Origin of the sequence: Pedobacter sp. ASV1-7, from assembly GCF_040203335.1 — a bacterium.
In the GTDB taxonomy this organism is placed as follows: Bacteria; Bacteroidota; Bacteroidia; order Sphingobacteriales; family Sphingobacteriaceae; genus Pedobacter.
This window is the reverse complement of sequence record NZ_JBEHBV010000013.1, coordinates 70,194-96,514: the sequence shown is the minus strand read 5'-3', so window position 1 is coordinate 96,514 and position 26,321 is coordinate 70,194. Positions and strand designations below refer to the sequence as shown.

Here is a 26,321-nt window from a genome sequence, read left to right as displayed (position 1 = left end):
TTATTTCATAGTCGGATTCTTCTTGCCATTTTTAAGCATCTCTATTGTTTTTTCTAAGCGGGTTAGTTTGGTCTTTTCCTGCATAGCTGTTAATATCCAGAGTACATATTCTTTTTTGTGAGAATAGGCTAGTGATTCAAAGAATGCTTTGGCTTCAGGCTGCTGTTTAAGTAGTTTCTCCAACTCAAGAGGTGCTTTTACTTTTCTGTTTTCTACATCAATGTATTCAGAAAAAGCACTGTCTTTTATTTCTTTATTGCCAACTCCAGATGCTTTTACAGCAGCAATAGGTTTGATTCTGAGTCCAGTCCACACCTCGTCAATAGCTGCAGAAGCACAAGGAGTCAGCTTATAAGTCTCCAACTCGTTCCACTTTTCCATTTTTAAGTCAGTGTCAATTCCACTGTTCTTTTTGGGATAAGCAATCCAAACGATCTGATCGTTAATTTTTGAACCAAATTTTCGAAGTAAATCATTTAGTTCCGTACTATTTTTTGCAAATAACAACATGCCCTTGCACATCGTATTTTTGTTATTGTTGATCTCTATAGAAGATGTATCACCTAATATGCTTGTTAAATTATCAGGCGCATTAGCAACTATAACTTTAAAACCAGGTTTAAACAATAGTTTTTTTAACAGACCATTTTCCATATCTAACAAATTGATTTTTACAATCTTAATTTAGCAAAGAAATCCCAAAGTACAATACCAGCTGATATGGTAATATTAAAAGAGTGCTTGGTACCAAACTGTGGAATTTCAATACATTCATCAATTTTAGTCATCACCTCATCAGCAACACCATTTACTTCGTTACCAAATATCAAGGCAAATTTTTTATTGACATCTGGTTTATAAGTGTTTAACATAGTACTTCCCGCAGCCTGCTCAATGGCAATGATTTCATAACCATCAGCTCTTAAAGCATCTACAGCATCAATGGTAGTATTAAAATGTTGCCAGCTAACTGATTGTGTAGCCCCTAAAGCGGTCTTTTCGATTTCACGGTGAGGAGGCTGAGCTGTAATGCCACATAAATAAACTCCGGCAATAGAAAAACCATCCGCTGTTCTAAAAATAGAGCCAATATTATGCATACTACGCACATTATCAAGCACCACAATTACCGGAAGTTTTTCTTGCTCCTTAAATTCATCAATACTAACACGGTTCAGATCGTCTAATTTCAATTTCTGCATGCCGCAAAAATAAAATTAAATTACGGAAGCACCATTGCCTATTTCACTTATATAGATAGACGCAGGATAACCTATGCGGTCAACATAATAATCCGTTAGTTTTTTAGCAAAATCTTCTTCCTTTCCTTTTTCAAGTAATGCAATAGCACAACCACCAAAGCCCGCACCAGTCATACGTGCACCAATCACATGCTCGTAGTCAGCGCAAAAGTCTACCACGGTATCCAATTCAATACCTGTTACTTCATAAAGGTCTTTTAACGATTGGTGAGAAGCATACATCAGACGACCAAAGGTTGATAAATCCCCTTCATTTAATGCTTTTGCTGCCAGGCCAACTCTGTCATTTTCTTTTACCACATGCGTTGCCCGATTCAAAACAATAGGATCTGTAATCAGGTGACTATGTAAAGCGAACTTCTCTGCGTTCAGCTCGCAGAGATTATTAAGTTTGATTTCGTCATTTAACTGACTTAAGGCAGTCTGACATTCCTCTACGCGCTCATTATATTTAGATTCAGCAAGTTTTCTTGGTTTATTGGTATTAACGATGGCTAGTGAGTAGTTTCCTAAATTACAATCTACAATTTTATGTTTAACTGTATCACAGTTTAAAACTATAGCTTTATTGGTTTCACCAAAAGCGACAGCAAACTGGTCCATGATACCACAATTGACACCAATAAATTCGTTTTCAACTTTTTGTGCCAGCAAAGGGATTTCTATTTTTTCGTAGCCCAGGTTAAAATAGTTATTCAAGGCAAAAGCCATAGCTACTTCAATAGAGGCTGATGATGATAAGCCAGAACCTATTGGAATATTGCCATAGAACAACAGATCCAGACCTGTTGTAATTTGATGTGTTTTTAAGATTTCATTGAAAACTCCTAAGGGATAATTAAACCATTCAGAGCCAGTTTTCGTATAACTTGATTGTAAAGGGAATTCTTGTTCTTCAGGAAAATTTAGACTTTTGAAACGGATCACATTGTCGTTATTTGGTGCCATACACAACCATGTACCAAGTGTAACAGCGCAAGGCATTACCAATCCGCCATTATAATCAATATGCTCTCCGATCAGGTTTACGCGTCCAGGGGTAAAATAGTTTGCTGTTGGTTCATATCCGTATTTTTCTAAGAACTTATTGATTAATTCCGCTTTCATTGTAATTTTTTAAGTTTGGTTTTGTTTTAAGTTAAAGTATTGATAGTATTGTCATCAATTTACTGACGCTCCTAAGATACAATTTATGAACCATCATGAGTTTACGAGAAGTAAAAAAATCATGATCTTTCATCGACCCCTTTAAAGAATAATATAAACCAATGGAAACAAAGCTGATCAAGACCGGTAAATTCATCGATGGCAAAGAAGTTCTGGCCATAGAACTGACCAATACTCTGGGAACATACGTTAAAATATACAATTACGGAGCTATTATAAATAAGTTTATAGTAGAAAATAAACACGGTGTAAAACAAGATATTGTGTTAGGGTTTGACGACATTGATCAGTATACCAGCGATGATTATTTGAGTAATTATCCTTATTTAGGGGCTGTAATTGGTCGCTATGCTAACCGCATCAAAAATGGTCGCTTTTCTATAGATGGAAAAACATATCAGCTTTCGCAGGCAAATGGAGGTGACTGTTTACATGGTGGTGATATAGGTTTCGACAAAAAAGTATGGGATGTATTATCTACTATAGACCCAAGTGTTACCCTTCAATATATAAGTCCCGCAGGAGAAGAAAATTTTCCTGGGAACCTTACAGTTCAACTTACCTTTAAGCTGACAGACGATAATGAACTTATATTGGATTTTAAAGCATCAACAGATGCACCAACAGCTGTAAACTTAACCCATCATAGTTATTTTAATCTTGCACCTAAGGGTGGCTCTATAGCCAATCATATTCATAGAATACCGGCAAGTAATTATTTAGAACAAGATGATAATTATGTAGTTACAGGAAAGTTAATCCCTGTAGAAGGCACTATACATGATTTTCTTGGTGATAAAGCTATAGGGCAGGACTGGAATCCAGATGAGGGCTACGATCAGACTTATGTGCTGGATAAACCATATGGAGAATTAACACTTGCCTCTGAAACTTCAGAAGCAGATAGTGGATTAAAATTATCCGTATATACTACTGAACCAGTTGCTCACTTTTATACTGCTAAATATCTTGATGTTAAAAGAGGTAAGGGTGGAGAAGATTATCATCCTTACGGAGCATTTTGCGTTGAAACACAACATCAGCCGAATGCCATTAATGTCCCAGAATTTACAGGAACAGTATTAAGACCTGGAGAAAACTATAAACAAACAACAATTTATAAAATAGAACATACGTAATGAAGGTAGATATTTGGTCGGATGTAAGATGTCCGTTCTGTTATATAGGCAAAAGAAAGTTTGAAATGGCTTTAGAGCAGTTTGAACATAAAGATAAGGTAGAGATAGAGTGGCATAGTTTTGAACTTGATCCTAATGCTGAAACATTATTGGATAAAAGTCCTTACGATTACCTGGCCGATCGTTATGGTAAAAGCAGAGAATGGTCGGTAGGGACCCATAATCAGGTGGCACAAACTGCTGCTGAAGTTGGATTAACCTTCAATTTCGATCAAGCCATTATGGCAAATTCATTTGATGCTCACCGATTAATTCAAATGGCGAAAGTAAATGGTGTGTCGGACAAGGTTGAAGAAAATCTGTTTAATGCTCATTTTACAGATGGTAAGAATATAGCTGACGAACAGGTACTCATACACATAGCTAAAGAAAGTGGTTTGGATGCACTTGAAACAGAAGTAATGTTAAAAAATAATGATTTTACTGATGAGGTACGTTATGATGAGAAAACAGCTCAAAATATTGGTATCACCAGTGTACCATTTTTCGTAATTAATCAAAAATTTGGTATTTCAGGAGCCCAATCGCCAGATACTTTTTTAGGTGCTCTGATTAAAGCAGAGGAAGAAGGGAAAACTGAAAGTTAAGATCAAAGAACATTTTTTTGACGCTTTTTTACTATTTCTGACCTTTTTATTAATGTACCTTTGTGTTGTTCATAAATCATCATTATGAAAACAATTGGGCAAGTGAAAATTACATTATGTTTTACACTTGGAGGACTATGTTTTCTTTCTTCTAAGCAATCTGACCATACTAATTTTGTTGCTGGTATTCCTGCCACAATCACTTTCAGCAGACAAGTAGTTCAGCGAACACATGGAGAAGATGGTACTAAGACCGTCACATATTATTTTAGTTTAAATGGCGATTATGCCGCTATGAAGCCTGATCCTAAAAGCAAAATGGGCATGGATCTAATGGTTTATACCAAGGGCAGTAAAGCTTTAATGTTTAATTATAAGCTGAAGACCATAACGATAGTAAAGATTTCAAGACTTATAGGGGATGGTAATATGAGTAATGAAGTTGCCGAAGAAATAGCTTATAAAATGCTATCCGATGAAAATAGAAACACTAAAGTAATTGGGACAGGTAGAACAAAAAATATTTGTGGTCATCAGGCAATTGAATATGAAATGAAGAACGAGAATGGAAAGGCGCTCTGGTACTTTGTTAAAGTAGATTTCAATCCGATAAAGATTTATACAATGGGAATGGGGAATAGCAAAACTCAAGCAAACCTCGATTCAAAAGAAATAAGAAAGTTGAAAAATACTCCAATGGGAATCCCTGTATTAAATAGAAATTATTTACTCGCAGAAATGTCATCACCTGGTGGTATAAAAGATATGGAGACGAAAATGATCAGTAAAAAGATATTCAACTTATCTACCAAAGGCTACAAAATCATTGATCTAAGTAATAAAGGATTAATGGGAATGGTAGGAAGAAATTAAAAAGGGAAAGTCTGGAAGACCAGGTACTTTCCCTTTTTAATAAATTCATTATTGACCTTGTTACACTTTAGGCATATCTGGCAGTGAAAAGCCATTATGATAAGTGTGCTTGATCCATTCAGTTGCAATGGATTTAGCATTAAACTCTGAAGTACGTCTATCGAAGCGAGGATGTCCATCCGTAACTACGAAATCATCTACTGTAACTATTTTGATCTTATCATTATCATTAATATTTGTAAACTGCATATTTTCTCCGTCCCATAACAAATCGCGATTCAATCCCTGTAGTCTTACCGCCAAAACTCCCATCACAACCATTTCGTTAAATGGGCCAGCAAAAGCAAAGTTTGAACTCGATTCAACACGGTGCTTTGGATTTTCCTTACTTGCACGAATCCAATCCTGTTCATGAGCAGTAGATTTCCAGATGTCGATATTACCACCAGGAATACGTCTAAGTGTCGGTGCAGGTTTTACAAAATCTTTTGCCTTGCCTAACAAAGTAGGATTCAATCCAAAACAACCTGTAACCATTTTTCCTTTTGTACCAACAAATAAAATACCTCCATCAGGATCACCCATCATTACCCCAGGAGTTAATTCTTCCGGTCTAGGAGGCATTAAGCCGCCATCATACCAATACACGTCCACCTCTGGCATTTTAATGCTGCCTTTGGGTGGACGAGCAGGGAAAGTATACTTAACCAGTTGGGCATGAGGAGGAGAATATAGGTTGCTTAATGTCGAACTACCATTTACCTTGGTTGGATATTTCAAATCCAGCGCCCAGTATAGAGGATCCATGATGTGGCAAGCCATATCACCTAAAGCCCCTGTACCAAAGTCCCACCATCCGCGCCAGTTCCATGGCGTATAAACTGAATGATAAGGACGTTTTTCTGCCGGACCTAAGAACAAGTCCCAATTCAAACCAGTTGGTATATTCATGGCTTCTTTAGGATTTTTTAGCCCCTGTGGCCAAATCGGACGATTGGTCCAGCAATGAACTTCCGTCACCTCACCAATCGCACCCGCTTGTATCATTTCCGCAATATCACGACACCAGTCAAATGAATTACCCTGGTTTCCCATCTGGGTTGCTACTTTGTGCTTTTTAGCCAGACGCGTAAGCAGTCGGGATTCATATACAGAGTGTGTTAAGGGTTTCTGGACATAACAGTGTTTGCCCATGGTCATAGCATGTGCAGCAACACCGGCATGTGTATGGTCAGGAGTAGCCACCATAATTGCATCGATAGACTTACCCATTTTATCAAACATTTCCCTCCAGTCTCTAAACTGAGTTGCTTTAGGATAATCTCCAAAAGTCTTGGCTGCATATTTCCAATCTACATCACATAAAGCCACTATATTTTCGGTATTCATGTTTTTCAGATTTCGGCGACCAACACCACCAACACCAATACCGGCAATATTTAATTTATCACTAGGAGCAGTATACCCCAGTGCTTTACCCAAAACATGACTGGAAACAATTGTAAAGCCTGCGGCCATGGATGATTTCTTTATGAATTCTCTTCTTGATTCTTTACTCATAATGTGTTTGTTTTAGTTTGGTTATTTTAATTTATAATATTCTGATTTTTATGTTTTTATAGAATACAGGACCTCCATGATCCTGTAATCCAATTCTACCTTCAGTAGCCTGAGCATAAGGAAGTTTTGCGAATTTACTGGCAGCTATTTGTTCCTTTAATGTTGCAGAGCCTAGTTCGTACGACAATATTTTCTTACCATTTAGCCAGTGTTCTACCTGTCCATTATTAACAAGTATCCTGGTATGGTTCCACTCGCCGACTTTTTTAACTTTAGTTCCATTTGGAGGGATTACGTCCGATAATGATCCTGTTTTTTGGGAAGGAGTTAATTCCTGGGGGTAATTGAGATCATCGATGATCTGAAATTCTGGTCCAGTTTCATACATTCTCTTGTTTTTAGGATCTTCAACCACATTAATAAATATCCCGCTGTTACCTTTAGCCTCTATTTTCCATTCCAAAGAAAGTTCAAAGTTTTTATAGATTTTATCCGTCACGATATCACCTTGTTTTCCGACAGTAGAAAGTATGCCATTCTCTACTTTCCATCCAACAGGAGATTTGTTTAAATAAGTATGCCAGCCGTCGGTTGAACCATTCTGGATTAAGGATTCCCATTTTCCCGGCTTTTTATCTTTTTGTGTTTCAATAACCGTAAAGCCCAATAGCACTCCGGTAAGTAAAACAAGGCAAATGGGGAAATAATTTTTTGTTTTCATGTTGTTAATTTGGTTTTATAATAGTGTTTTGGTTTTACTTTTAATATCCTGGGTTTGGTGTTAAGTTTGGATTGGCGTCAAGTGCAGTTCTGGGAATCGGATAAATTAATCGTGTCGGGGCAATTGCGCCTCTACCTACAGGACCTGGAATAGGCTGTAAGAAAGTCCCAAATCTTATCATATCCTGTCTGCTTAATAATTCCCAGGCAAACTCAAATCTCCGTTCCTTATAAATATCGTTCAGTGTAACTGATGTTTTAAGCTGGGAAGGATCATCAAAACCTCTTTTTCTTACTGCATTTACCAGTTCCGCTGCATCAGTCGGACTTCCACCAGACCTTAACATAGCTTCAGCTTTCATCAGGTATACATCGGCTAAGCGGAAAATAGCATAATCATTTTCCATATGCCCGTTAACTCCTTTTTCAAATTCCCATTTATAACACCTGGCACCATCTTCCTGCTCAACCTGTCCCCAGCCATCTGCGTCAATACCATATTTAAATGTAAAATCTATAAAATGAATTAAAGGGCGACCATGAGCAGTAATTAATACTTCACCAGTAGCTGGATTAGTCATAGGTCCAGTAAGGAATGACCAGTTTTTTCTTTTGTCTGCATCATCAAACTCATGCACATATCCAGGCATGGCATTAATCCCATTAAAACCAGTTGTATTTAATCCAAGGGCAGCATTACTCAGGTAGTGTAGGGTATGTTGCAGCATAATATTTCCACCATCAACGGTACTAAAAACTATTGGGAATATGGCTTCTTTTGATACCTCATTCCTAACCTGGAAATTGGTCTTCCAATTGGGCTCTAAAATATAACCCAGTTTTAAAACCTCATTTGTTTCATCTATACATTCCTGCCATTTAGAACCGCCTTCCGGATTCCATACCATAGCATTTAAATACATTTTAGCCAATAGTGTATGTACAGTACCTTTGGTCATTTTTCCATAGCTCGATGTTGAAACATCAGCCCTAACCTTATCCTTGATTTCAAGTAGTTCTTTGATAATAAAATTAAAGACTTCTTTCCTTTGCGAGGTTTTGGGCTTTTCAGTACTTGTGAAATCAGTCACTATGGGGACGTTACCGTAGTTATCGATCAGAAAATAATACCATAGGGCTCTAACACCTCTGATTTCACTTAAAATCTGTTCCTTATTTTTTACTGTCTGACTGGTATTAATGAGATGGTAAATCTGGTTACAGGTAGAAACTCCTCTCATCATAGCATTGTAAGAGTCTGTTACATACCGATTCCCGGATGTCCAGGTGCCAAACCTAAGTTCTTTAAATAATCCACCTTCCCATCCATCTCCACCTTTTCGAGTAGGGGTAATGGCCATATCCGAAGAACCATCAACCATACAGAAATAGGCAGGGCTCCAGATTGGTTTTAAAGTACGATATATAGGTGCGATCAATGCATTGATCTCTTTATCTGAATTGCCAAACTGATCAGTAGGCAGTTTATCATAAAGCTCTTCGTCCAGGTTGGTGCAACCTGCAAACGATATGGCTGAAAAAAGAACCAGGAATAATTTAATTAATGCTTTCATCTGATTGTTGTTAAAATAGTAAAATCTGATTGAATTATTATCATTCTTAAAGTGTTACATTAAGACCTATAGAAAAAGTCCTGGCCTTAGGATAGTAATCCCGACCTTCCATTCCCGGTGCAAGTCCACTCATATCAACCTCGGGATCCAGTCCTTTATAGCTTGTAATCACAAACAGGTTTTGCGCATTCACGTAAAGTCTTAAGCCTTTCAGATGCTTAATACGTTGTGTGTCAAAATTATATCCAAGGCTTGCATTATCCAGACGAAGGAATGAACCCTTTTCAATATTGTAACTGCTGTACTTAGGGTTGTCTGTTAACCCATTTTCCAGTGCTTCCTCCAAGGCATTACCACCCGGCAACCATAAAGTTGTAGCATAAGCCATTCTAGAAAAATTCAACACATCGTTGCCGTACACCCCTCTTAAGAAGAAATTAAAGTCTATTTTTTTATAAGTAAACGAATTGTTAATACCATACGTTAGTTTTGGCTGAGCAGAACCAATATAAGTTCTGTCATTATCAGTTAAACCAGGTTTTCCATCAACCATATCATCCATAATGTATTTACCAGCAGCATCAAGACCAAGATTTCTCCAGCCATAAAATGTTCCAACAGCTTTTCCTTCTTCAATAATATGAGTTGTAGTTGTTGCGGCTCCACGAACAGCAGCGCTACCAAGTTTTATTGATGAAGTAGAAAAATTGGAATTAGATAACCTGGTGATTTCATTTTTGTTATGTGCCATGTTTAAAGAGATGTTCCAGCTAAAATTATTGGTTTGTATGGGATTTCCATTGATCAGGAACTCTATACCTCTGTTAGACATAGTACCAACATTGGCAATCATAGTTGGATATAAATAGGGTGGAACAGGCACCTGATACATGTACAACAGATCGGTGGTTTTCTTATCATAAAACTCGATCACACCATTTATTCTTCCTTTAAATAAACTATAATCTAATCCAATGTTTAACATACTGGTTTCTTCCCACTTCAAATCTGGATTTGCATTCTGGCTGATTTGATAAGCCTGGAACCAATTCCCATTATCAAAATACCTTCCGCTAGGCGCATACAATTGTAAAGTTTGGTATGGATTTAAGCCATCCTGATTACCAACTACACCATATCCGGCACGTAATTTCAGATCTTCAAAAACAGGATCATTTTTCATGAACGATTCCTTTGCAATATTCCAGGCAGCAGAAACGGAAGGGAATGTACCCCATTTGTGATTAGCTCCGAATTTTGAGGATCCATCTCTACGAAGTGCAGCGGTGAAGATATAGCGTTCCTGAATTGAATAGTTAACCCTGCCAAAAAAGGAGATCAGCTTATTCATATTAGCACTGGAGGCGACATCCCCAGCGCGAACATTTTCTCCGGCTCCGAGGTTATTGTATTCAAAGAAATCAGTAGCAAATTGACGGGATTGTGCACGGGCAGACTGATAATAGTTGTTTTCGTATGAGTAACCGCCCAATATTGTAAGATTATGATTTTCGATGGGCGATTTTACATATTCAATTGTAGTTTCAACTAAATTACGATCCCTTGTCCAAAACTCACGAGATGCAAAGCCCTGATCATCTCTCCCTCTTTCTGTTTGTGAATTGTTGTAAGAACCATAGTCATTATTCTCACGTTCCTTTAAAGCATTTACTCGTCCAAATAAGCCTGTCAGAATTTCAAGTTTTGCTTGTCCATTCAGGTAATACAAATTACCTTTATTGTTGCGCCTGTTGTATTCAATATTTCTTAAGGGATTACCTTCATCATATCCTCGTCTGTCAAACCAAGAACCATCCGGATTCTTCACTGGGTAAACAGGAATCATATTATAAGCCAAAACAAAATTTCTCCCATCGGTTGGGCTATAATCTCTTTGTGTTAGCGCACCGGTTAGTGTGATTTCCAATTTATTATCCAATGCTTTTTGTGTAAAAGAGAGCCTGCTATTTAAAGTTTGCATTTCATTTCCTCTAACTACACCTTGTCTATCCAGGTAGTTTACAGATGCACGATAACGACTGTTATCGCCACCACCTGATAGAGAAACACTGTGATTTTGTGAAATGGCTTTACGCATAATTTCACCAAACCAATCGGTATTTGCCCCCATATCTAATCCAGATACATCCAATTGTTGATCGCTGGCATACTTGCGCCATTGAGTACCATTTAACATTTTAGGCTTATTAGATACCACGTCTAATGCTGTATAGCCATCATAATTAATAACTGGTTTATTGTTATTTCCTTTTTTTGTGGTGATCAGAATTACGCCACCAGCAGAACGTGAACCGTAAATGGCCCCAGCTGAAGCATCTTTCAGGATACTGATAGAAGCGATATCCTGAGGAGCTACCGAATTTATGTTTAAACCAGGAACACCATCTATAACTACAAAAGGAGCACTACTTCCCGTTAAGGAGGAGGTTCCTCTTAGTCTGATGGTTTCACCAGTACTTACATCACCACTACCGCTGGTTATTGTTAAGCCTGCAACCTTACCTCTTAATAAATCAACTGCATTTTTCGTTACTCCTTTATTAAAATCTTTTTCAGATAAATTGGTAACAGAACCTGATATTTCACTCTGCCTTTGTGTTCCATATCCTACAACAACTACTTCTCCTAGTAATTTATCCAGATTTTCAAGCTTTATGCTTAGGTTCTCCTCATCACCAACAACCGCTTCAGCAGCTTTATATCCAAGATAGGAGATAAATAAAACATCACCTTTACCAGCATTGATTGTAAACTTTCCATCTGCATTGGTAATAGCCTTTACGGATGGTTTGTTTCTCAGGACAATTGTGGCGCCCGGCAAAGGATTACCCTCACTGTCTTTCACAGTTCCTGAAATTTGTCGTTGCCCCCTAATTGTTTCATGAGTATTGTGTTTCTTTCTACTAGAAATGAGTACAGTCCCAGACAATATCTTAAATTCATAAGGTGTATTGTTGAGTGCTTTTTTGAGAACACTCTCAATAGGTTCATTTTTTACATTTAAAGTAATTCTTGAATTTTCACCAGGAATTATGGCATCATAAAAAAACTTGTAATCCGTTTGCCTTGAAATTTGGGCAAAAACTTCTTCTATACCTTTATTATGGACTGAAACAGTTACTCTTTGTGCTATCCCATCTGCTTTTGCAAATAATGTAAATGCAAAAATCATGATAAATGTTAGCTTCATAATTCTAAAAATTCGGATAAAGTGGAAATCAGCCAGCGGGAAAATAGCCCACTTGCCATGCCTAAAGTTTTTCATAACTTTGTAATGGTTAAGGTGATTAAATAAAGTTAATTACAGAAATAATGGCTTAGCCTTAGCTATACACGGGGGTGGACCAACACCCCCGTTTTTTAACCAATCAGACGGATGTAGATTTCTCTTTGTTCATAGTTTTCGGTTTTATTTGGTTAAATTATTAAGTTGATTTTTAAGATACAGTTACTGTTCTTCCAGTTAGTTTAAATTTATGACCACTTAAAAAGTGAAGCATTTCCAGGACTTGTGGTAGGGTTAATGATCTGCTTAAGCTTCCAGAAAACTCTTTTCCATAATTATCGCCATTGTATAGAATTTCGACATCATACCATCTCGAAACTTCGTCCATTATTTCTTTTATACCATCCTTTCTAAAGAAGAATTCACCATTTTTCCATGCCATTACCTTTTGTGTATCAGCAAGCCTTATTGCAATTTCATCTTTAGAAAATAGGGCTTCCTGTCCGGGTGTTAGCATCTTTGATTTATGGTTGATGGCTATTTTAACACTTCCTTCCAGCAAGGTCGTTTTTGCTATAGGCTGATAGGCATTTACATTAAACTTTGTACCCAAAACCTGTATGTTCTTTCCTGACACCTCCACAATAAATGGACGCGTTGGATCTTTCTTAACTTCAAAGTAAGCCTCGCCAGTTAATTTGATATTTCTTTGTTGTTTCCCAAAGCTAACAGGGTAATAAAGCCGTGTATATGAGTTTAACCAAACCTTTGTACCGTCGGAAAGTGTAAGTTTAAAAAAACCTTTTTTAGGTACTACAATAGTATTGTATATTAAGTTATTAATTTGTACAGTACTGTTATAAATCAACTCGCCATTTCTGCCACTTATATTAATGCCATTTGTTTCAGCAATTTCAAATGACTGTTTATTAAGATCTATAATTCTTCCGTCAGACAATTCAAGTTGAGCAGTACTTGACGCAGGTAAAAAATCGTTAGAGATAGGAGTGATGCTTACTTTTTTAATATGCTCTTTCGTGGAGTAAGATTTAAAGAAATAAAGACCTGCGCCTACGCAGATAATGAGCACTGCAGCAGTACTGAGGTAGGGGATAAGTTTTTTAAATCCTAGATTACGCCTTTTTCTCTTTACTGATTTCCATCCTTCTTTATAATCCAGGTTAGCTAAAAAGTCAACTCCGGACTGAATGGTTTCATCACCTTTAAGCTGATTGAAGAAGTTTTGATTGGTTTCACTCTTTGCTACCCAATTTTTTAAGATTTCACTCTCATCATCACTAATATCTTCGTTGAAGTATTTGGTTAGCAGTTCAGCAATATAATAATGATCTTGGTTGGGGGTCATTTCTGTTCGGTTTTAGTATGAAGAAACACTCAGCCAGAAAAAAGACTACAAGAAGATGTAAAAAATATTAATTAACTTAAGTTCTTAGTTACTTAACAATAATATAGAAATCATAAACCTTCTAAAAAATGATGCGATTTAATTCTATACTCATTCTAACACTTTTGATGATCAGTAATATTTGTACAGCACAAATTAAATCGTCAAAACAAACTAAGTCCAATAAACGTGGAATTACTACAGGTGCCGACCAAACCGAAAAATATTTGCCATATCTAAAAGGAAAACGGATTGGTATGGTGGTAAATCAGAGCTCCATAATCGGCAATAAAAGCAGCGTAGATAGTTTAATGAGTCTTGGAATTAAAATTGTAAAAGTATTTGGACCTGAGCATGGTTTTAGAGGCAATGCCAGTAATGGAGCTGTTGTGGCCGATGAGAAAGATGCTAAAACTGGCCTTCCAATTATCTCTTTGTATGGGAGGAACGAGAAACCAACAAAAAAACAGCTGGCAGATATCGATATCATGGTTTTTGATCTTCAGGACGTAGGCTGTCGCTATTACACTAATATCAATACCCTGGAGTATGTAATGGATGCTTGTGCAGAAAACAACAAAGAACTGTTAATTCTTGATAGACCAAACCCAAATGGATATGTGGTAGATGGACCGGTAATGACTGAAGATAAGTATAAATCTGCTATTGGAATCCATTATACGCCTATGACCCACGGTATGACTATAGGCGAATTTGCGCAATACCTTAATGGTGAAGGGTACCTTAAAAAGCAGTGCAAAATAAATATAATAAAAGTTGCCAACTATGGTCGTGACATGCCTTATGTATTACCAATACATCCCTCACCGAATTTGAATACTCAGCAAGCTGTGATGCTTTTCCCAAGCTTATGTATGTTTGAAGGAACGGCTATCAATGAAGGCAGGGGAACTCATATGCCATTTACTATATTGGGAGCACCCGCATTGAAAGGCAAATATTCATTTTCATACAAACCAATAAGTATCCCTGGAATGAGTGAAAATCCACGTCATAAGGATGCTGTTTGTTATGGTTTGGATCTTCGCAATTATGATATTAACAAGCTTCGTAAGAGCCGGAAAATCGATTTATCTTGGTTAATTGAATTGTATAACGCTTATCCGGATAAAGCAAATTTCTTTACTCCGGGAAGGCAGAACCAGGATATATCAGCTTTTGATCTGCGTATAGGTACTGATCAATTAAGAAAACAGATCATAGCAGGAGTTTCAGAAGCAGATATCAGAAAAAGCTGGGAGCCAGGATTACAGAAGTTTAAGGCTATACGAAAAAAGTATCTTATATATCCTGATTAATTAAAGAAAACAGCCATAAAAATGGCGAATGATTCATAGTCAAGTCTCGTTTTTAAAGCTTTTAATCCACGTTGTTTTTGAGCACGGACAGTATTTACGCTAATATTTAGTGTTTCAGCAATTTTAGTATTACTTAAACCTTCTAGATAACCTAATTTAAACACTTTTTTACAACCATCAGGTAAGGTGTTAATTGCCTGGTACAACTTCTCAATAAGCTCTGATTCAATAATTTTATGCACAATTTTTTCTTCTGAGAAGTCTGTCTCAGTTCTTGAATTAAGATAGCGTTCCAGAACTTTTTTTCTACGGATCAGGTTAAGACAGGAATTTCGAACTGCAGTATAAAGGAAGTCTTTAATGGCGAGGGGATGAGTTGATACATTTTCTTTGTTGCTCCAATAAGCTACAAATGCATCCTGAACCAAATCTTCAGCAATAGATTTGTCAGTAACTAATTGAAATGCAAAGTAACAAAGACTGCCATAATTTTGATTAAATACTGTTTCTGGTGTAATTAAAGCATGATTACTGGCATTAATATTTCTCATAATCTCTGTTGGGAATCAGGAATCCTTGTATGTTATTACAATAATACAAATTATAGATAATAAATTTCAGATTACAAAAGGTCTATAAAAAAAGAAAGAGGCGACTCATCCAAGCTCTCCTCTATTCTAACCAAATATAAACCTGTATGAACGGGTTTTCTCTTTAATTCTACTAGAACTGATTAGTGTTCTGGGTAGAAGTGTTGTTCATTTTTAATAGGGCAAATATACACACATTTTGTATATAGTGTACATGATACACTATTGAAATTTCATATTTATGACATTAAATCAATAATTGTCGCAAATAACCCTTTTTTTTGACGCTTTTTAGCCTTTTTTGTAAATTAATTCTATGTAATTTTATTGTTAATTATTAGATACATAACATTCTTTATTATACTTAATCTCGTAAGCCATGAACAAAAAAGGAATAGTCAAAGAATTAAAAGATACGATTGGTGAATTTCAATCTTTGCTTTCATCATTTGATGAGAATCAACTCAACTCTGTACCTTTTAAAGGAAGTTGGACTCCAGGACAAGTTGCACATCATATCATTATGGCAAATTCTGGTTTTGGGGAAGTATTAAATGGTCCTGTTGAAGAAACAGTAAGAGCATCTGATCAAATGATAGATCGGATTAAAACAGACTTTCTCAATTTTAATTTTAAGATGACCTCGCCAGACTTCATTTATCCCAAGTTCAAGATTTATGATAAAGAACGTTTATTGATGTCTTTAGAAAAAATAAGAGAAGATATAACTAGGGCAATTACAGATTTGGAACTTGAATCAACTTGTCTGGCCTTTGAATTACCAGTTTATGGTCGTTTAACTCGTCTTGAAGCAGTTTATTTTGTAGTTTATCACACCAAACGACATGCCCACCAATTAAAAAAAATAAAACAACACTATTCATCAAGTTAATAAGCTGTAAAAAACTATCGATTTTATGTAAAATAAAGTCTGTAATGGAGTAGATAAAAGGTTTTGAGGTAAATTTGCATTCTAAAAATACATACATGAAATTAGCAAAGCCTAATCCCCGTTTACTTTTATTTTTCTGGCTTTTCATCGCTTTATCATTTAGTGAAATTGTAAATGCGCAAGGTGTAGAAACAGGCAATCCCTCTCCGCTGAAATTTCCTACACCAACTGGCATTGCCAATCAGCTTTTCTATTTGCAAAGAGACCCCAATACTAATACTATTATTTGTGAACTTAACGTAGATAATGATGGAGTTCCACATAAGAATGAACCTATAAAAGTGTATTGGCTTAGGTATGGTAATAAAGGAGAACGAGAGGAATTAAATTATATACAACGTAAATTTGCTTATGGAATCCAAACTAAAGCAATTGGTGATGACGAATATGAATTAAGATTTGTATCTCATAAAAAGCTACCAATGTATTTGATGAAATCGGCTGATGATAAGAAATATCATGTGTATGTTACTGTAAATAATAAGAAAATTCAGCTCGACAGGATATTTCTTAGAATTGAAGGTGGCTCATTCTGGTTGCCAAATGTTAAATATGTAGAGCTGAAAGGTACTAACACAGCTAATAAAGCCAAAATTACAGAAAGAATTAAAGTCTAATTTTTACTATCTTTAAATAACCTAATATTTAAAGTCATGGAAAAAGAAGCAATTAAATCATTACTGGAAATAATAGATCAGCAAATCAGTTCTTCAATACTCGGTGGGATGGAAGAAGAATACGAAGAACTGGAGAGCATGGGGTTAATAAAAATAGATAGACATAGGGTACAGCATTCTGCTTCTATTACACCTGAAGGCTTAGACTATTTAGAACACTTAAATAACAGCTAACAACATTTTAAATTATTTGGGCTACTGACATCCAAATGATGCGTAGGCTAGATAGTATTACAATTACTGCAACACCTATAAACATTTTCTTGATTGGTAATCTACCTACCAAACGGGCTGCTATTGGAGCTGCTATAACGCCTCCTACAATTAAACCAAGTATGGATTGCCAGTGACTTACTCCTAAAAGGAAGAAGAAAGTAACAGCACTTGCCATAGTAACGAAGAATTCGGTTAAGCTAACAGAGCCAATTACATATTTAGGAGTACGACCTTTTGCAATAAGCGTTGAGGTTACTAATGGTCCCCAACCACCACCACCAAACGAATCCAGAAAGCCACCTGCACCAGCTAACCAACCTGCACGCTTTACTTTCTGGAGTTTAGGTTTTCCTTTAAAAGCATTACTTAGAATTTTAATACCCAGTAATAATGTGTAGACTGATATAACTGGTCTGATCCACTGCGAAAATGCATCACCTGCATAAAATAATAATAATGCTCCAGTTATCGCACCTAAAACACCTGGTATCAATAGTGTTTTAAATAGCTTCTTATTTACATTACCAAATCGGTAATGGCTAAAACCTGAAGCACCACTTGAAAACATTTCAGCTGTATGTATGCTCCCTGAAATTACAGCAGGATTTAAACCGCCTGATAACATAAGAGTAGTAGATACTACACCATAACCCATTCCTAAAGCACCATCAACCAGTTGCGCAAAGAAGCCAATAGCCAACATCCAATAAAACTTATCATCCATTTGCGCATGGATTTCCTGACCTAAAGAAACCAGAGAGTCGTAACTTACATAGCTATAAACTGCATACCCACCAAATAAAGTAGCAAGAACTAACAGGCATAGATAAGCAATTTGTTTCCATTTTTTCTCTTGAGTTTTACGCTGAACTGGAAGCTTTATTTCGTTTTCTTGTATATTCATTATTTCGTAAGTAATCCGTCTGTGGAATATTGGCCGAGGCAGTTATTAATATTGTCTACTGATTCAGTCGACAATATTAATTTAACTTTTTTAATAATCAAAATTAAATCTATAAAATAGGTAGATTTAATTTTAAAAACCTTACTTACATACTCTTAAAGCTAATTTTAGCTTTGAAATAATTTTGTAAAGAAACAAGTAGCTTAAACTTGTTTTAGAATTAGGCTTTTTCTATAAGTACTTTTGTCTTATTTTGAAACCTGAAAAACAATAGGGTAGAGGCGGTAAGCAATCCGAATGTTAAACCGTACCAAATGCCATTTACACCAAATCCTAACTGAATTCCCAACACATATCCAAGTGGAATACCAATTATCCAATATGCAATAAATGTAATCAAAGTAGGGATATTAACGTCACCAATACCTCTTAAAACTCCAAGACCTACAACTTGTGTTCCGTCAAAAAGCTGGAAGAATCCAGCAATGATAAGTAGTTGAGCAGCAATCGTAATTACAGCTGTATCTTCAGTATAAATATAAGGGAGGAAATTATTCGCCAATATAAATAGCAATGCAGTAACTGTCATAAATAGAAGAGTTACATGATAACTAGCTATTGCCGATTTCCGAAGGTCTGAGAAATGCTTCTTGCCAAAGTTGTTTCCTGTTTTAATGGTTGCTGCAGAAGCAATACCACTAGCCATCATATAAGTTACCGAAGCTAGGTTTATAGCTACCTGATGTGCCGCCTGTTCAATAGCACCAATGGTTCCGATTAATATCGCTGCGCCACTAAAGGCACTAATTTCAAAGGAATACTGCAAAGCTACTGGCGTACCAATCTTAGCAATTTTAAGAGTCCTGACTTTATCAATTAAGCCTATACGGAAACTTTTAGTATATTCTTTAAAATATTTAGAACGAAGGACATAAGTAGACATAGCTATAGCCATTAACGAGCGGTCAATCAATGTACTTAAACCAACACCTTTTACACCCATAGGTGCAATTCCAAACATCCCTTTTACAAATATGATACCCAATATTATATTAAGCAGGTTGCCCCATATAGAAACAAACATAGCTTGTTTAGTAAATCCAAGTCCTTCGGCAAATTGCTTAAAAGTTTGAAAGATCATTAAAGGAAGAATAGAGATTGCCAGGTATCCCAGATAAGGCTTTGCATAGGCAACTACTTCGGGTGATTGCCCGATATGGTCTATAGCCAATAAGGTCCCAAAATGAACAAAAATATAAAGTATAATTGATGTAATGATATTTATAACAAGGCTGTTTGACAACAGCTTACCACATTCATAGTAATTTTTACGTCCATTTTCCTGAGCAATTAAAGGGGTTAAACCATAAGAAATTCCCAATCCAAGAACCAAGACCAACATAAATAAGCTGTTAACAAGAGATACAGCTGCGAGTTGTATGGTTCCTGCAAAATGACCAACAATAATACTATCAGCTAAATGCACTAGCGTATGTCCAAGTTGGGAAACAACAATGGGTAAGGCTAAACGTAAGTTGTCAGCGTAAAAAGGTTTGTATTTTGCGTATAAATTTGTCAACATTTTGGCAAAAGTCGCATTTTTTCACCTGTTTTAAATACTCCAGATTGTAACTTATTATGGAATCATGGTTTAAAACGTTTAAACTGTTATTGACATTTATGAAATGAATCTCGGATGACAGTTGCAGTTAATTTGTTGTGAAATATTCTTCTTTTTCGGACGAATGTGGCCTAATCAGGCCACTGATAATCATGCTTACCAGAATCTTCTGTGCCTGTCTGTATGAACTTCGCGTGATTTTACTAAATTCTTTAAGTGTAATCCTTCCTTTCTCTGCCAGGTATTCAAATAGTTTTTTCTCTTGTTCAGTATATGAAATCAATACTCCTGTATTGCTATTGTTTTTCTTGATTACATCTACTATAATCTTACTTGCAAGAAGACTTTTATCTTTAACTCGATAGTATACCCACCATTTCTTATTCTCATCGAGTGCATAATGGGGTTTTGTTTCGCTTGCTGGAATATTTACGACCAGCACCAGTTTATCATCAACATATACTTCTTCAAATTCCGGTTCAATAGCTGGCTTGCAGAATTGATGAGCTGATTTTGTAATCATATAACGTTCCTCATCTTCAGATTTGACCCCCTTTATACTACCGTCATCTGCAACGCCAATTAAGAGTTGTCCGCCTTGATTATTTGCAAAAGCAACCAGGCTCTTTGCAATTTTCTCATTACTGGTAATGGTCTTCTTAAAATCAAGAGTAGTACTTTCGCCTTGTAAAATTAGTTTCCTGATATTCATGGTTATAAGCGTTAAAAATATTAATAAGCAATGCGGGGCTCTTCTCCTTTATGTAAATTTCTGATGTAAACTTCATTCATTACAGTTGCACATATTTCTCCTTCCGTATTTGTAATTTCCATTGGATAGGCTTTGATGAATTTACCATTTGTTTTCAGTGTATCTATTGCTTCTTCTAACATTTCATCAGATACTTTTATGGTGAAATACAAACTTCCCCTTCCTGGTTTCAAATATTGAATGGAGGCACTTTTTAACCAAACGCGTACTTTAAAGCCTTTCCTTTGTAACAACTGATCAAACAAAAGAGCATAAAATGGATCTGTTGCTGCATAAATAGTACCACCAAAAATAGAACCGTTGTAGTTTTTATTGAACAGGCTCTTGGCAATTTTTACATCTACACCTCGAAATCCTTTATGGAATTTCCGCACCCATATTCGCTGAAACAATAAAGGAGGGTAAAAGCACAATGCCCATTTCAGGGTTTTTTCAGATACAACCATGGTGTTTAAATATCAGAAAGATTATTGAACTTAAAAATTTCTGTGGACAACGAAAAGTAATTTTTCAGTTAAAATTAAAATTTCATTGATTTTAAAAAATAAAACACTTAACAAGATTTTTTGTTAAACACTTGAATATAAAATAGAAACCGTATGAAAAAGTTAATTTTAAGTCTTGCAACTGTCAGCATGTTTAGTCTGGCATTTTCAGCATGCAACTCGACGAAAAATGTTTCCGGTTCTTCAGACAGCACTAAGATTGATACAACTATAGCTGTTCCAATGGATACCACTATAAATCCGGATACTATGAAAACTATGCCGCCTGATACTACAAAGATGCCACCAACAATGTAATGATGATGGGGCAGCACAACAAAGACTGTATTAATACAGTCTTTGTTGTGCTCTACTTAAGGCTTTATGAATTTTTGCATATAACCCCTCAAACATCTCAGCAATGTATTCTTCTGCATGTGGTTTAAACTTCTCCTGATTTAAAAACTCAGTATAGAGTTTATGGTTGTTATGCAATTCTTCAACGGTTTTTTGAAGAGTGGGTAAGCTTTCAGGACCATTATAAAACAAAATAGATTCCTTATTAAGCACATGAGGTTCAGGATTGTTGTTGCTTCCCCAATATATTGGAATGGTATTACATCTGATAGCTTCAAATAATTTTTCGGTTACATAGCCCTCACGATTTGAATTTTCAGGACAGATGTTAAATTTGTAATGTCCAATAAACTGTCGTTTATCATCTCCAAATTTATCTTTTAGAGATTGTGTGTTGTTTAAGAATTTTCCGCCGCTATCTACCTGGCCAATTTTACTTAGACTATCAAATAATACTTTTCTGATATTACCTTTATCATGATTGCTGACTAAAGAAGTGAATTGTTTATTGGTATTATCGCAAATATCCTTTATGACAAATTGAGAAATCAATTTCTGGATTGATGTTCTGGTTGAAGTTTGAGGAAAAAAATACTCTAACCATAGAGGAAAACGTTGATATTGATCATCATCATGGTAATCAAAACCAATCGCTACATCTACAATTCCTTTACATTGATCCTTGTACTCGGGAAAACGACTTACATTTTCTCCAGTGTAAAATACTTTTACCTTGCTTTCACTTAATTCTATGGCTTTTTTCGGTCCGAATACGGTGCTGATTAAGACAGAGTTATCTGCAGTAATCAGGTTAGAGAAGTTTTGTTCTAAAAACTGATATTGCCAAGTATTCTTTGGGTCGGGTGACCAAAAATTAAGAACTTCAATGTGATTTTTATCTGGCTGATATTTGTATTTAACAGATGGTTTATACAGTCCCAGATTGATTAAAATCTTTTTTAAATTCATTGATTGCAATTTTTATCTAGCCGCAAACATAGCGATAAATATAAAAATACGAGGAATTTATGGCGATGTATGACTGTTACAATAGGACAGTCAGAATTATGGAATATTAGTGTCAAAACAATGTACTATCTGTAATTTTAGGTGATATCGCTTTTTAATAAAGTTAACTTTGAGCTTAGTTTTAATTAAAATGGTTTTTAGAGATCAAGTAGTAGCAGCCTATCAAAAAATTCAAGATGAGATTTGCGGCAGTTTGGAACTGGCTGATGGAAAGGCAAAGTTTGAAGAGGAGATATGGAACCGGGAAGGCGGCGGTGGCGGCAGAACCCGGATCATGCAACATGGGGATGTAATTGAAAAAGGTGGTGTAAACTTTTCAGCTGTACACGGAAAACTACCAGATGCTGTAAAAAAAGCTTTTAAAGTCGAAAATGATGAATTTTTTGCAACAGGTGTTTCAATCGTAATGCATCCATCAAATCCATTTGTCCCAATTATACATATGAATATCAGGTATTTTGAAATGGATGAAGATACCCGTTGGGTTGGTGGTGGGATAGATTTAACACCTCATTATATTATTGATACAGATGCCAGGTTTTTCCATCACCTTTTAAAGCAAACCTGTGATGAATTTGATACATCATTTTATCCGAAATTTAAGAGTAATGCGGATGAGTATTTTTATATCAAACATCGTGAAGAAACAAGAGGAGTAGGAGGAATTTTTTACGACAGACTTAAGCCGGAGAATACTGGATTGACTTTCGATAAACTTCTGGAGTTTTCAAAAGCAGTAGGTAACACATTCATTCCTGCATATACTGAATTGATTGATAGAAATCGCGATCAGGATTTTACTCCGCAAGACCAAGAATGGCAATATTTGCGTAGAAGTCGGTATGCAGAGTTCAATTTGGTGTATGATGCAGGAACAAAATTTGGTTTAGAAACAAATGGTAGAATAGAATCGATTTTAATGAGCCTTCCTCCAATGGCAAAATGGACCTATAACCATCAGCCAGCTTCTGGTAGTCAAGAGGCTTATACCCTAAGTAAACTTAAAAAGGGAATTACATGGGCATAACGGCCAGAATCAACCCGTATTTATAGGTTAAAATTTTTCCACAATGCGCCTTAATGGCGCATTTTTTATTAGATTCGCAAGGTTATAACAATACCACAATTTAAATCGTTCTTAAGGAACATTAATATTTATGGCAGAAGATTTAGAAAATCAAGAAAACGACAAAGTAATTAGAATCGATATTGACGAGCAAATGAGATCCGCTTACATCGATTATTCGATGTCGGTTATCGTATCAAGGGCTCTCCCTGATGTACGTGATGGATTAAAACCGGTACACCGCCGTGTGTTGTACGGGATGCTTGATCTAGGCTTAGCAAACAATAAACCATATAAAAAATCAGCACGTATTGTTGGTGAGGTACTAGGTAAGTACCACCCACATGGTGACTCATCTGTATACAATACCATGGTAAGGATGGCTCAGGAATGGAGCTTACGTTATTTAATGGTAGAAGGACAGGGTAACTATGGTTCTATTGATGGTGACTCACCAGCAGCAATGCGTTATACGGAAGCACGCTTCCAGAAGATCGCTGAAGATATGCTTGCTGACATCAATAAAGACACAGTTGATTTTCAACTAAACTTTGATGATTCATTGCAGGAGCCTACAGTGCTTCCTTCAAAAGTTCCAAACTTAATTATTAACGGTTCATCTGGTATTGCTGTAGGTATGGCTACAAATATGCCTCCGCATAACATCACTGAAACCATCAATGGAACTATAGCTTATATCGACAACAGAGAAATCACTGTAGCAGAGTTGATGAAGCATATTAAAGCACCTGATTTCCCTACAGGAGCAATCATTTATGGTTACAATGGGGTTCAGGAAGCTTTTGAAACTGGAAGAGGCCGTATAGTTATGCGTGCTAAAGCTGAAATCGAATCACATAAGGACCGCGAAACGATCATCGTTACTGAAATACCTTATCAGGTAAATAAGGCCATGATGATTGAGCGTACTGCTGAACTGGTTGGCGAAAAGAAAATTGAAGGTATTTCAAATATTAAAGACGAGTCTAACAAAGATGGTATTCGTATCGTTTATGAAATTAAACGTGATGCAAATGCTTCTATCGTTTTAAATAACCTGTTTAAACAAACTGCATTACAAACCTCATTCAGTGTAAATAACATTGCACTGGTTAAAGGCAGACCGCAATTATTGAATCTAAAAGATTTGATTCATTATTTCGTAGAGCACAGACACGAGGTGGTTATCCGCAGAACTAAATTTGAACTTGCTGAAGCTGAAAAACGTGCACATATATTAGAAGGATTACTGATTGCGCTAGATCATCTTGATGAGGTTATCAAGTTAATCCGTAGCTCTGATACTCCAGAGGATGCGAGAACAGGATTAATGGAGAAATTTGGTTTGTCTGATGTTCAGGCAAGAGCCATTCTCGATATGACCCTTCGTAGGTTAACAGGTCTGGAACGTGATAAGATTAAAGATGAGTACAATGAGTTAATGAAAACTATCGAGTACTTAAAATCTATCTTAGCTGATGAAGGCTTGCGTATGCAGATCATCAAAGACGAGTTGACCGAAATGAAAGAGAAGTATGGAGATGAACGTAGAACAACTATTGTTCATTCGGCAGAAGACATGAGTATGGAAGACTTTATTGAGGATGAAGAAGTAGTAATTACTATATCTCATGAAGGTTATATTAAACGTACTCCAGCTACAGAATACCGTACTCAAGGTAGGGGTGGTAAGGGATCAAAAGGTAGTGATTCAAGAAGTGAAGACTTTATTGAACACTTATTGATTGCTTCTAATCATAACTATATGTTGTTCTTTACAGAGGGAGGACGTTGTTTCTGGTTAAGGGTTTATGAAATCCCAGAAGGTTCAAGACTAAGTAAAGGAAGAGCTATTCAGAATATCATTAATATTCCTAAGGATGATAAAATCAAGGCCTTTATTAAGGTTAAAAATCTGAAAGATCAGGAATATCTTGAAAACAATTACATCATTATGTGTACCAAAAAGGGAACGATTAAGAAAACTTCTTTGGAAGCTTATTCGAGGCCTAGGGTAAACGGTATCAATGCTATTAACATTAATGAGGGCGATCAGCTTTTAGAAGCTAATTTAACTACTGGTTCAAGTGAAATTGTTATGGCTTTACGTTCTGGAAGGGCGATTCGCTTTAACGAAGAGAAAGTTAGGCCAATGGGCAGAACAGCTACTGGTGTACGCGGCGTAACACTTGCACATGAGAATGATGAAGTAGTTGGCATGATTGCTGTTGATGATCCAGGAGCAACTGTTTTGGTAGTTTCAGAAAAAGGTTACGGTAAACGTACTGATATCGAAGATTACCGTGTGACAAATAGAGGTGGTAAAGGGGTAAAAACGATAAATATTACGGAGAAAACCGGAAGCCTTGTTGCTATTAAAAACGTAACGGACGCAGATGACTTGATGATCATTAACAGATCTGGTATTGTTATCAGAATTGTTGTTGCTGAATTAAGAGTGATGGGACGTGCAACTCAAGGTGTACGTTTAATTAATCTGAAAGGTAATGATGAAATTGCTTCTGTAGCAAGAATTGAACATGAAGACGAAGAAGTTGAAGAGACTGAAAGTCATGTGGTTGTAGATGGTGAATCAGCAGGTGAGGTAGAAGATGAACCTATTGACGATACTACTGAAACAGATGGACCTGAGGAAGATAATGAAGAATCTGAGGAAGGATAAATAGATTTAATGATTCATTATTGACCTGATTAAGAAATTTCAGGCTCTAATGAATC

The 26,321-nt window shown here is 36.2% G+C and carries 24 protein-coding genes; 10 read left to right on the top strand and 14 right to left on the bottom strand.

Features of this window, described 5'->3' with window-relative positions; translation table 11 throughout:
• From ABDJ41_RS22640 to ABDJ41_RS22630, 3 genes are read right to left on the bottom strand one after another with little or no spacing between them, the layout of a single operon-like run.
• Complete coding sequence (locus ABDJ41_RS22640; RefSeq protein ID WP_349788436.1) at positions 1-654, bottom strand: YdeI/OmpD-associated family protein; 654 nt, start codon at positions 652-654, stop codon at positions 1-3.
• Positions 655-671: 17 nt separating this feature from the next.
• On the bottom strand, positions 672-1,202 hold the full coding sequence (locus ABDJ41_RS22635) for an RNA methyltransferase (protein ID WP_349788435.1): 531 nt from the start codon (positions 1,200-1,202) through the stop codon (positions 672-674).
• Positions 1,203-1,217: 15 nt separating this feature from the next.
• Complete coding sequence (locus tag ABDJ41_RS22630) at positions 1,218-2,369, bottom strand: galactokinase (protein ID WP_349788434.1); 1,152 nt, start codon at positions 2,367-2,369, stop codon at positions 1,218-1,220.
• 161 nt (positions 2,370-2,530) lie between these two features.
• On the opposite strand from ABDJ41_RS22630, the gene ABDJ41_RS22625 reads away from it, so the two are divergent.
• From ABDJ41_RS22625 to ABDJ41_RS22615, 3 genes are all read left to right on the top strand, one after another.
• The gene (locus ABDJ41_RS22625; protein WP_349788433.1) at positions 2,531-3,568 is read left to right on the top strand and encodes an aldose epimerase family protein; all 1,038 of its coding nucleotides are present in this window, start codon (positions 2,531-2,533) and stop codon (positions 3,566-3,568) included.
• Entirely contained in the window at positions 3,568-4,215 is a 648-nt protein-coding gene (locus tag ABDJ41_RS22620) for a DsbA family oxidoreductase (RefSeq protein WP_349788432.1), read from the top strand. The genes ABDJ41_RS22625 and ABDJ41_RS22620 overlap by 1 nt, the downstream gene beginning before the upstream one ends.
• Positions 4,216-4,299: 84 nt before the next feature.
• On the top strand, positions 4,300-5,088 hold the full coding sequence (locus ABDJ41_RS22615) for a hypothetical protein (protein WP_349788431.1): 789 nt from the start codon (positions 4,300-4,302) through the stop codon (positions 5,086-5,088).
• A gap of 60 nt (positions 5,089-5,148) precedes the next feature.
• Here the strand turns inward: ABDJ41_RS22615 and ABDJ41_RS22610 are convergent, their stop codons facing one another.
• From ABDJ41_RS22610 to ABDJ41_RS22590, 5 genes are all read right to left on the bottom strand, one after another.
• Positions 5,149-6,648 carry a glycoside 3-dehydrogenase gene (locus tag ABDJ41_RS22610; protein WP_349788430.1) on the bottom strand — a complete coding sequence of 500 codons (1,500 nt, stop codon included), beginning with the start codon at positions 6,646-6,648 and terminating at the stop codon, positions 5,149-5,151.
• Between the two features lie 31 nt (positions 6,649-6,679).
• The gene (locus ABDJ41_RS22605; protein WP_349788429.1) at positions 6,680-7,369 is read right to left on the bottom strand and encodes a 3-keto-disaccharide hydrolase; all 690 of its coding nucleotides are present in this window, start codon (positions 7,367-7,369) and stop codon (positions 6,680-6,682) included.
• A 40-nt stretch (positions 7,370-7,409) separates the two neighbouring features.
• Entirely contained in the window at positions 7,410-8,942 is a 1,533-nt protein-coding gene (locus ABDJ41_RS22600; protein WP_349788428.1) for a RagB/SusD family nutrient uptake outer membrane protein, read from the bottom strand.
• Positions 8,943-8,988: 46 nt separating this feature from the next.
• On the bottom strand, positions 8,989-12,228 hold the full coding sequence (locus ABDJ41_RS22595; protein ID WP_349788427.1) for a TonB-dependent receptor: 3,240 nt from the start codon (positions 12,226-12,228) through the stop codon (positions 8,989-8,991).
• Positions 12,229-12,400: 172 nt separating this feature from the next.
• Complete coding sequence (locus ABDJ41_RS22590; RefSeq protein WP_349788426.1) at positions 12,401-13,555, bottom strand: FecR family protein; 1,155 nt, start codon at positions 13,553-13,555, stop codon at positions 12,401-12,403.
• Between the two features lie 128 nt (positions 13,556-13,683).
• On the opposite strand from ABDJ41_RS22590, the gene ABDJ41_RS22585 reads away from it, so the two are divergent.
• Entirely contained in the window at positions 13,684-14,913 is a 1,230-nt protein-coding gene (locus tag ABDJ41_RS22585; protein WP_349788425.1) for an exo-beta-N-acetylmuramidase NamZ family protein, read from the top strand.
• Here the strand turns inward: ABDJ41_RS22585 and ABDJ41_RS22580 are convergent.
• Positions 14,910-15,464, bottom strand: a complete 555-nt coding sequence (locus tag ABDJ41_RS22580; protein ID WP_349788423.1) for an RNA polymerase sigma-70 factor — start codon at positions 15,462-15,464, stop codon at positions 14,910-14,912. The two genes, ABDJ41_RS22585 and ABDJ41_RS22580, sit on opposite strands and share 4 nt — an antisense overlap.
• A gap of 418 nt (positions 15,465-15,882) precedes the next feature.
• Here ABDJ41_RS22580 and ABDJ41_RS22575 point away from each other — a divergent pair, with 418 nt between their 5' ends.
• The 3 genes from ABDJ41_RS22575 (at position 15,883) to ABDJ41_RS22565 (ending at position 17,306) form a co-directional block, all read left to right on the top strand.
• Positions 15,883-16,395, top strand: coding sequence for a DinB family protein (locus ABDJ41_RS22575; protein WP_349788422.1), 513 nt, complete (start codon positions 15,883-15,885; stop codon positions 16,393-16,395).
• A 95-nt stretch (positions 16,396-16,490) separates the two neighbouring features.
• Positions 16,491-17,072, top strand: a complete 582-nt coding sequence (locus ABDJ41_RS22570) for a DUF4833 domain-containing protein (RefSeq protein WP_349788421.1) — start codon at positions 16,491-16,493, stop codon at positions 17,070-17,072.
• Positions 17,073-17,108: 36 nt separating this feature from the next.
• On the top strand, positions 17,109-17,306 hold the full coding sequence (locus ABDJ41_RS22565; protein WP_349788420.1) for a hypothetical protein: 198 nt from the start codon (positions 17,109-17,111) through the stop codon (positions 17,304-17,306).
• Positions 17,307-17,313: 7 nt separating this feature from the next.
• On the opposite strand, the gene ABDJ41_RS22560 is transcribed toward ABDJ41_RS22565, so the two are convergent.
• The 4 genes from ABDJ41_RS22560 to ABDJ41_RS22545 all read right to left on the bottom strand — a co-directional run bounded on the left by ABDJ41_RS22560 (position 17,314) and on the right by ABDJ41_RS22545 (position 21,091).
• Complete coding sequence (locus tag ABDJ41_RS22560; protein ID WP_349788419.1) at positions 17,314-18,252, bottom strand: sulfite exporter TauE/SafE family protein; 939 nt, start codon at positions 18,250-18,252, stop codon at positions 17,314-17,316.
• 220 nt (positions 18,253-18,472) lie between these two features.
• The gene (locus tag ABDJ41_RS22555; protein ID WP_349788418.1) at positions 18,473-19,834 is read right to left on the bottom strand and encodes an MATE family efflux transporter; all 1,362 of its coding nucleotides are present in this window, start codon (positions 19,832-19,834) and stop codon (positions 18,473-18,475) included.
• A gap of 127 nt (positions 19,835-19,961) precedes the next feature.
• Positions 19,962-20,585, bottom strand: coding sequence for an AlbA family DNA-binding domain-containing protein (locus tag ABDJ41_RS22550; RefSeq protein ID WP_349788417.1), 624 nt, complete (start codon positions 20,583-20,585; stop codon positions 19,962-19,964).
• A gap of 20 nt (positions 20,586-20,605) precedes the next feature.
• A complete protein-coding gene (locus ABDJ41_RS22545) occupies positions 20,606-21,091 on the bottom strand; it encodes a DUF4442 domain-containing protein (RefSeq protein ID WP_349788416.1) in 486 nt (161 codons plus the stop codon).
• 153 nt (positions 21,092-21,244) lie between these two features.
• On the opposite strand from ABDJ41_RS22545, the gene ABDJ41_RS22540 reads away from it, so the two are divergent.
• Positions 21,245-21,448, top strand: a complete 204-nt coding sequence (locus tag ABDJ41_RS22540; protein WP_349788415.1) for a coproporphyrinogen III oxidase — start codon at positions 21,245-21,247, stop codon at positions 21,446-21,448.
• A gap of 30 nt (positions 21,449-21,478) precedes the next feature.
• Here ABDJ41_RS22540 and ABDJ41_RS22535 read toward each other — a convergent pair whose 3' ends face one another.
• Entirely contained in the window at positions 21,479-22,456 is a 978-nt protein-coding gene (locus ABDJ41_RS22535; protein WP_349788414.1) for a glycosyltransferase family 10 domain-containing protein, read from the bottom strand.
• Positions 22,457-22,646: 190 nt separating this feature from the next.
• Between ABDJ41_RS22535 and hemF the strand changes: the two genes are divergently transcribed.
• Both hemF and gyrA read left to right on the top strand, forming a co-directional pair.
• Positions 22,647-23,543 (top strand): oxygen-dependent coproporphyrinogen oxidase, encoded by an 897-nt coding sequence (gene hemF / locus ABDJ41_RS22530; RefSeq protein ID WP_349788449.1) that lies wholly within the window; start codon positions 22,647-22,649, stop codon positions 23,541-23,543.
• Between the two features lie 130 nt (positions 23,544-23,673).
• Complete coding sequence (gene gyrA, locus ABDJ41_RS22525; protein ID WP_349788413.1) at positions 23,674-26,265, top strand: DNA gyrase subunit A; 2,592 nt, start codon at positions 23,674-23,676, stop codon at positions 26,263-26,265.
• Positions 26,266-26,321 lie beyond the last annotated feature (56 nt).

Coding starts and splice junctions, on each gene's coding strand:
- ABDJ41_RS22550 (WP_349788417.1), bottom strand. CDS start 20,585: ATGAATATCAGGAAACTAATTTTACAAGGCGAAAGTACTACTCTTGAT.
- hemF (WP_349788449.1), top strand. CDS start 22,647: ATGGTTTTTAGAGATCAAGTAGTAGCAGCCTATCAAAAAATTCAAGAT.
- ABDJ41_RS22555 (WP_349788418.1), bottom strand. CDS start 19,834: ATGTTGACAAATTTATACGCAAAATACAAACCTTTTTACGCTGACAAC.
- ABDJ41_RS22625 (WP_349788433.1), top strand. CDS start 2,531: ATGGAAACAAAGCTGATCAAGACCGGTAAATTCATCGATGGCAAAGAA.
- ABDJ41_RS22640 (WP_349788436.1), bottom strand. CDS start 654: ATGGAAAATGGTCTGTTAAAAAAACTATTGTTTAAACCTGGTTTTAAA.
- ABDJ41_RS22615 (WP_349788431.1), top strand. CDS start 4,300: ATGAAAACAATTGGGCAAGTGAAAATTACATTATGTTTTACACTTGGA.
- ABDJ41_RS22565 (WP_349788420.1), top strand. CDS start 17,109: ATGGAAAAAGAAGCAATTAAATCATTACTGGAAATAATAGATCAGCAA.
- ABDJ41_RS22600 (WP_349788428.1), bottom strand. CDS start 8,942: ATGAAAGCATTAATTAAATTATTCCTGGTTCTTTTTTCAGCCATATCG.
- ABDJ41_RS22610 (WP_349788430.1), bottom strand. CDS start 6,648: ATGAGTAAAGAATCAAGAAGAGAATTCATAAAGAAATCATCCATGGCC.
- ABDJ41_RS22620 (WP_349788432.1), top strand. CDS start 3,568: ATGAAGGTAGATATTTGGTCGGATGTAAGATGTCCGTTCTGTTATATA.
- ABDJ41_RS22595 (WP_349788427.1), bottom strand. CDS start 12,228: ATGAAAAACTTTAGGCATGGCAAGTGGGCTATTTTCCCGCTGGCTGAT.
- ABDJ41_RS22580 (WP_349788423.1), bottom strand. CDS start 15,464: ATGAGAAATATTAATGCCAGTAATCATGCTTTAATTACACCAGAAACA.
- ABDJ41_RS22545 (WP_349788416.1), bottom strand. CDS start 21,091: ATGGTTGTATCTGAAAAAACCCTGAAATGGGCATTGTGCTTTTACCCT.
- ABDJ41_RS22535 (WP_349788414.1), bottom strand. CDS start 22,456: ATGAATTTAAAAAAGATTTTAATCAATCTGGGACTGTATAAACCATCT.
- ABDJ41_RS22585 (WP_349788425.1), top strand. CDS start 13,684: ATGATGCGATTTAATTCTATACTCATTCTAACACTTTTGATGATCAGT.
- ABDJ41_RS22630 (WP_349788434.1), bottom strand. CDS start 2,369: ATGAAAGCGGAATTAATCAATAAGTTCTTAGAAAAATACGGATATGAA.
- ABDJ41_RS22540 (WP_349788415.1), top strand. CDS start 21,245: ATGAAAAAGTTAATTTTAAGTCTTGCAACTGTCAGCATGTTTAGTCTG.
- ABDJ41_RS22590 (WP_349788426.1), bottom strand. CDS start 13,555: ATGACCCCCAACCAAGATCATTATTATATTGCTGAACTGCTAACCAAA.
- ABDJ41_RS22560 (WP_349788419.1), bottom strand. CDS start 18,252: ATGAATATACAAGAAAACGAAATAAAGCTTCCAGTTCAGCGTAAAACT.
- ABDJ41_RS22570 (WP_349788421.1), top strand. CDS start 16,491: ATGAAATTAGCAAAGCCTAATCCCCGTTTACTTTTATTTTTCTGGCTT.
- ABDJ41_RS22575 (WP_349788422.1), top strand. CDS start 15,883: ATGAACAAAAAAGGAATAGTCAAAGAATTAAAAGATACGATTGGTGAA.
- gyrA (WP_349788413.1), top strand. CDS start 23,674: ATGGCAGAAGATTTAGAAAATCAAGAAAACGACAAAGTAATTAGAATC.
- ABDJ41_RS22605 (WP_349788429.1), bottom strand. CDS start 7,369: ATGAAAACAAAAAATTATTTCCCCATTTGCCTTGTTTTACTTACCGGA.
- ABDJ41_RS22635 (WP_349788435.1), bottom strand. CDS start 1,202: ATGCAGAAATTGAAATTAGACGATCTGAACCGTGTTAGTATTGATGAA.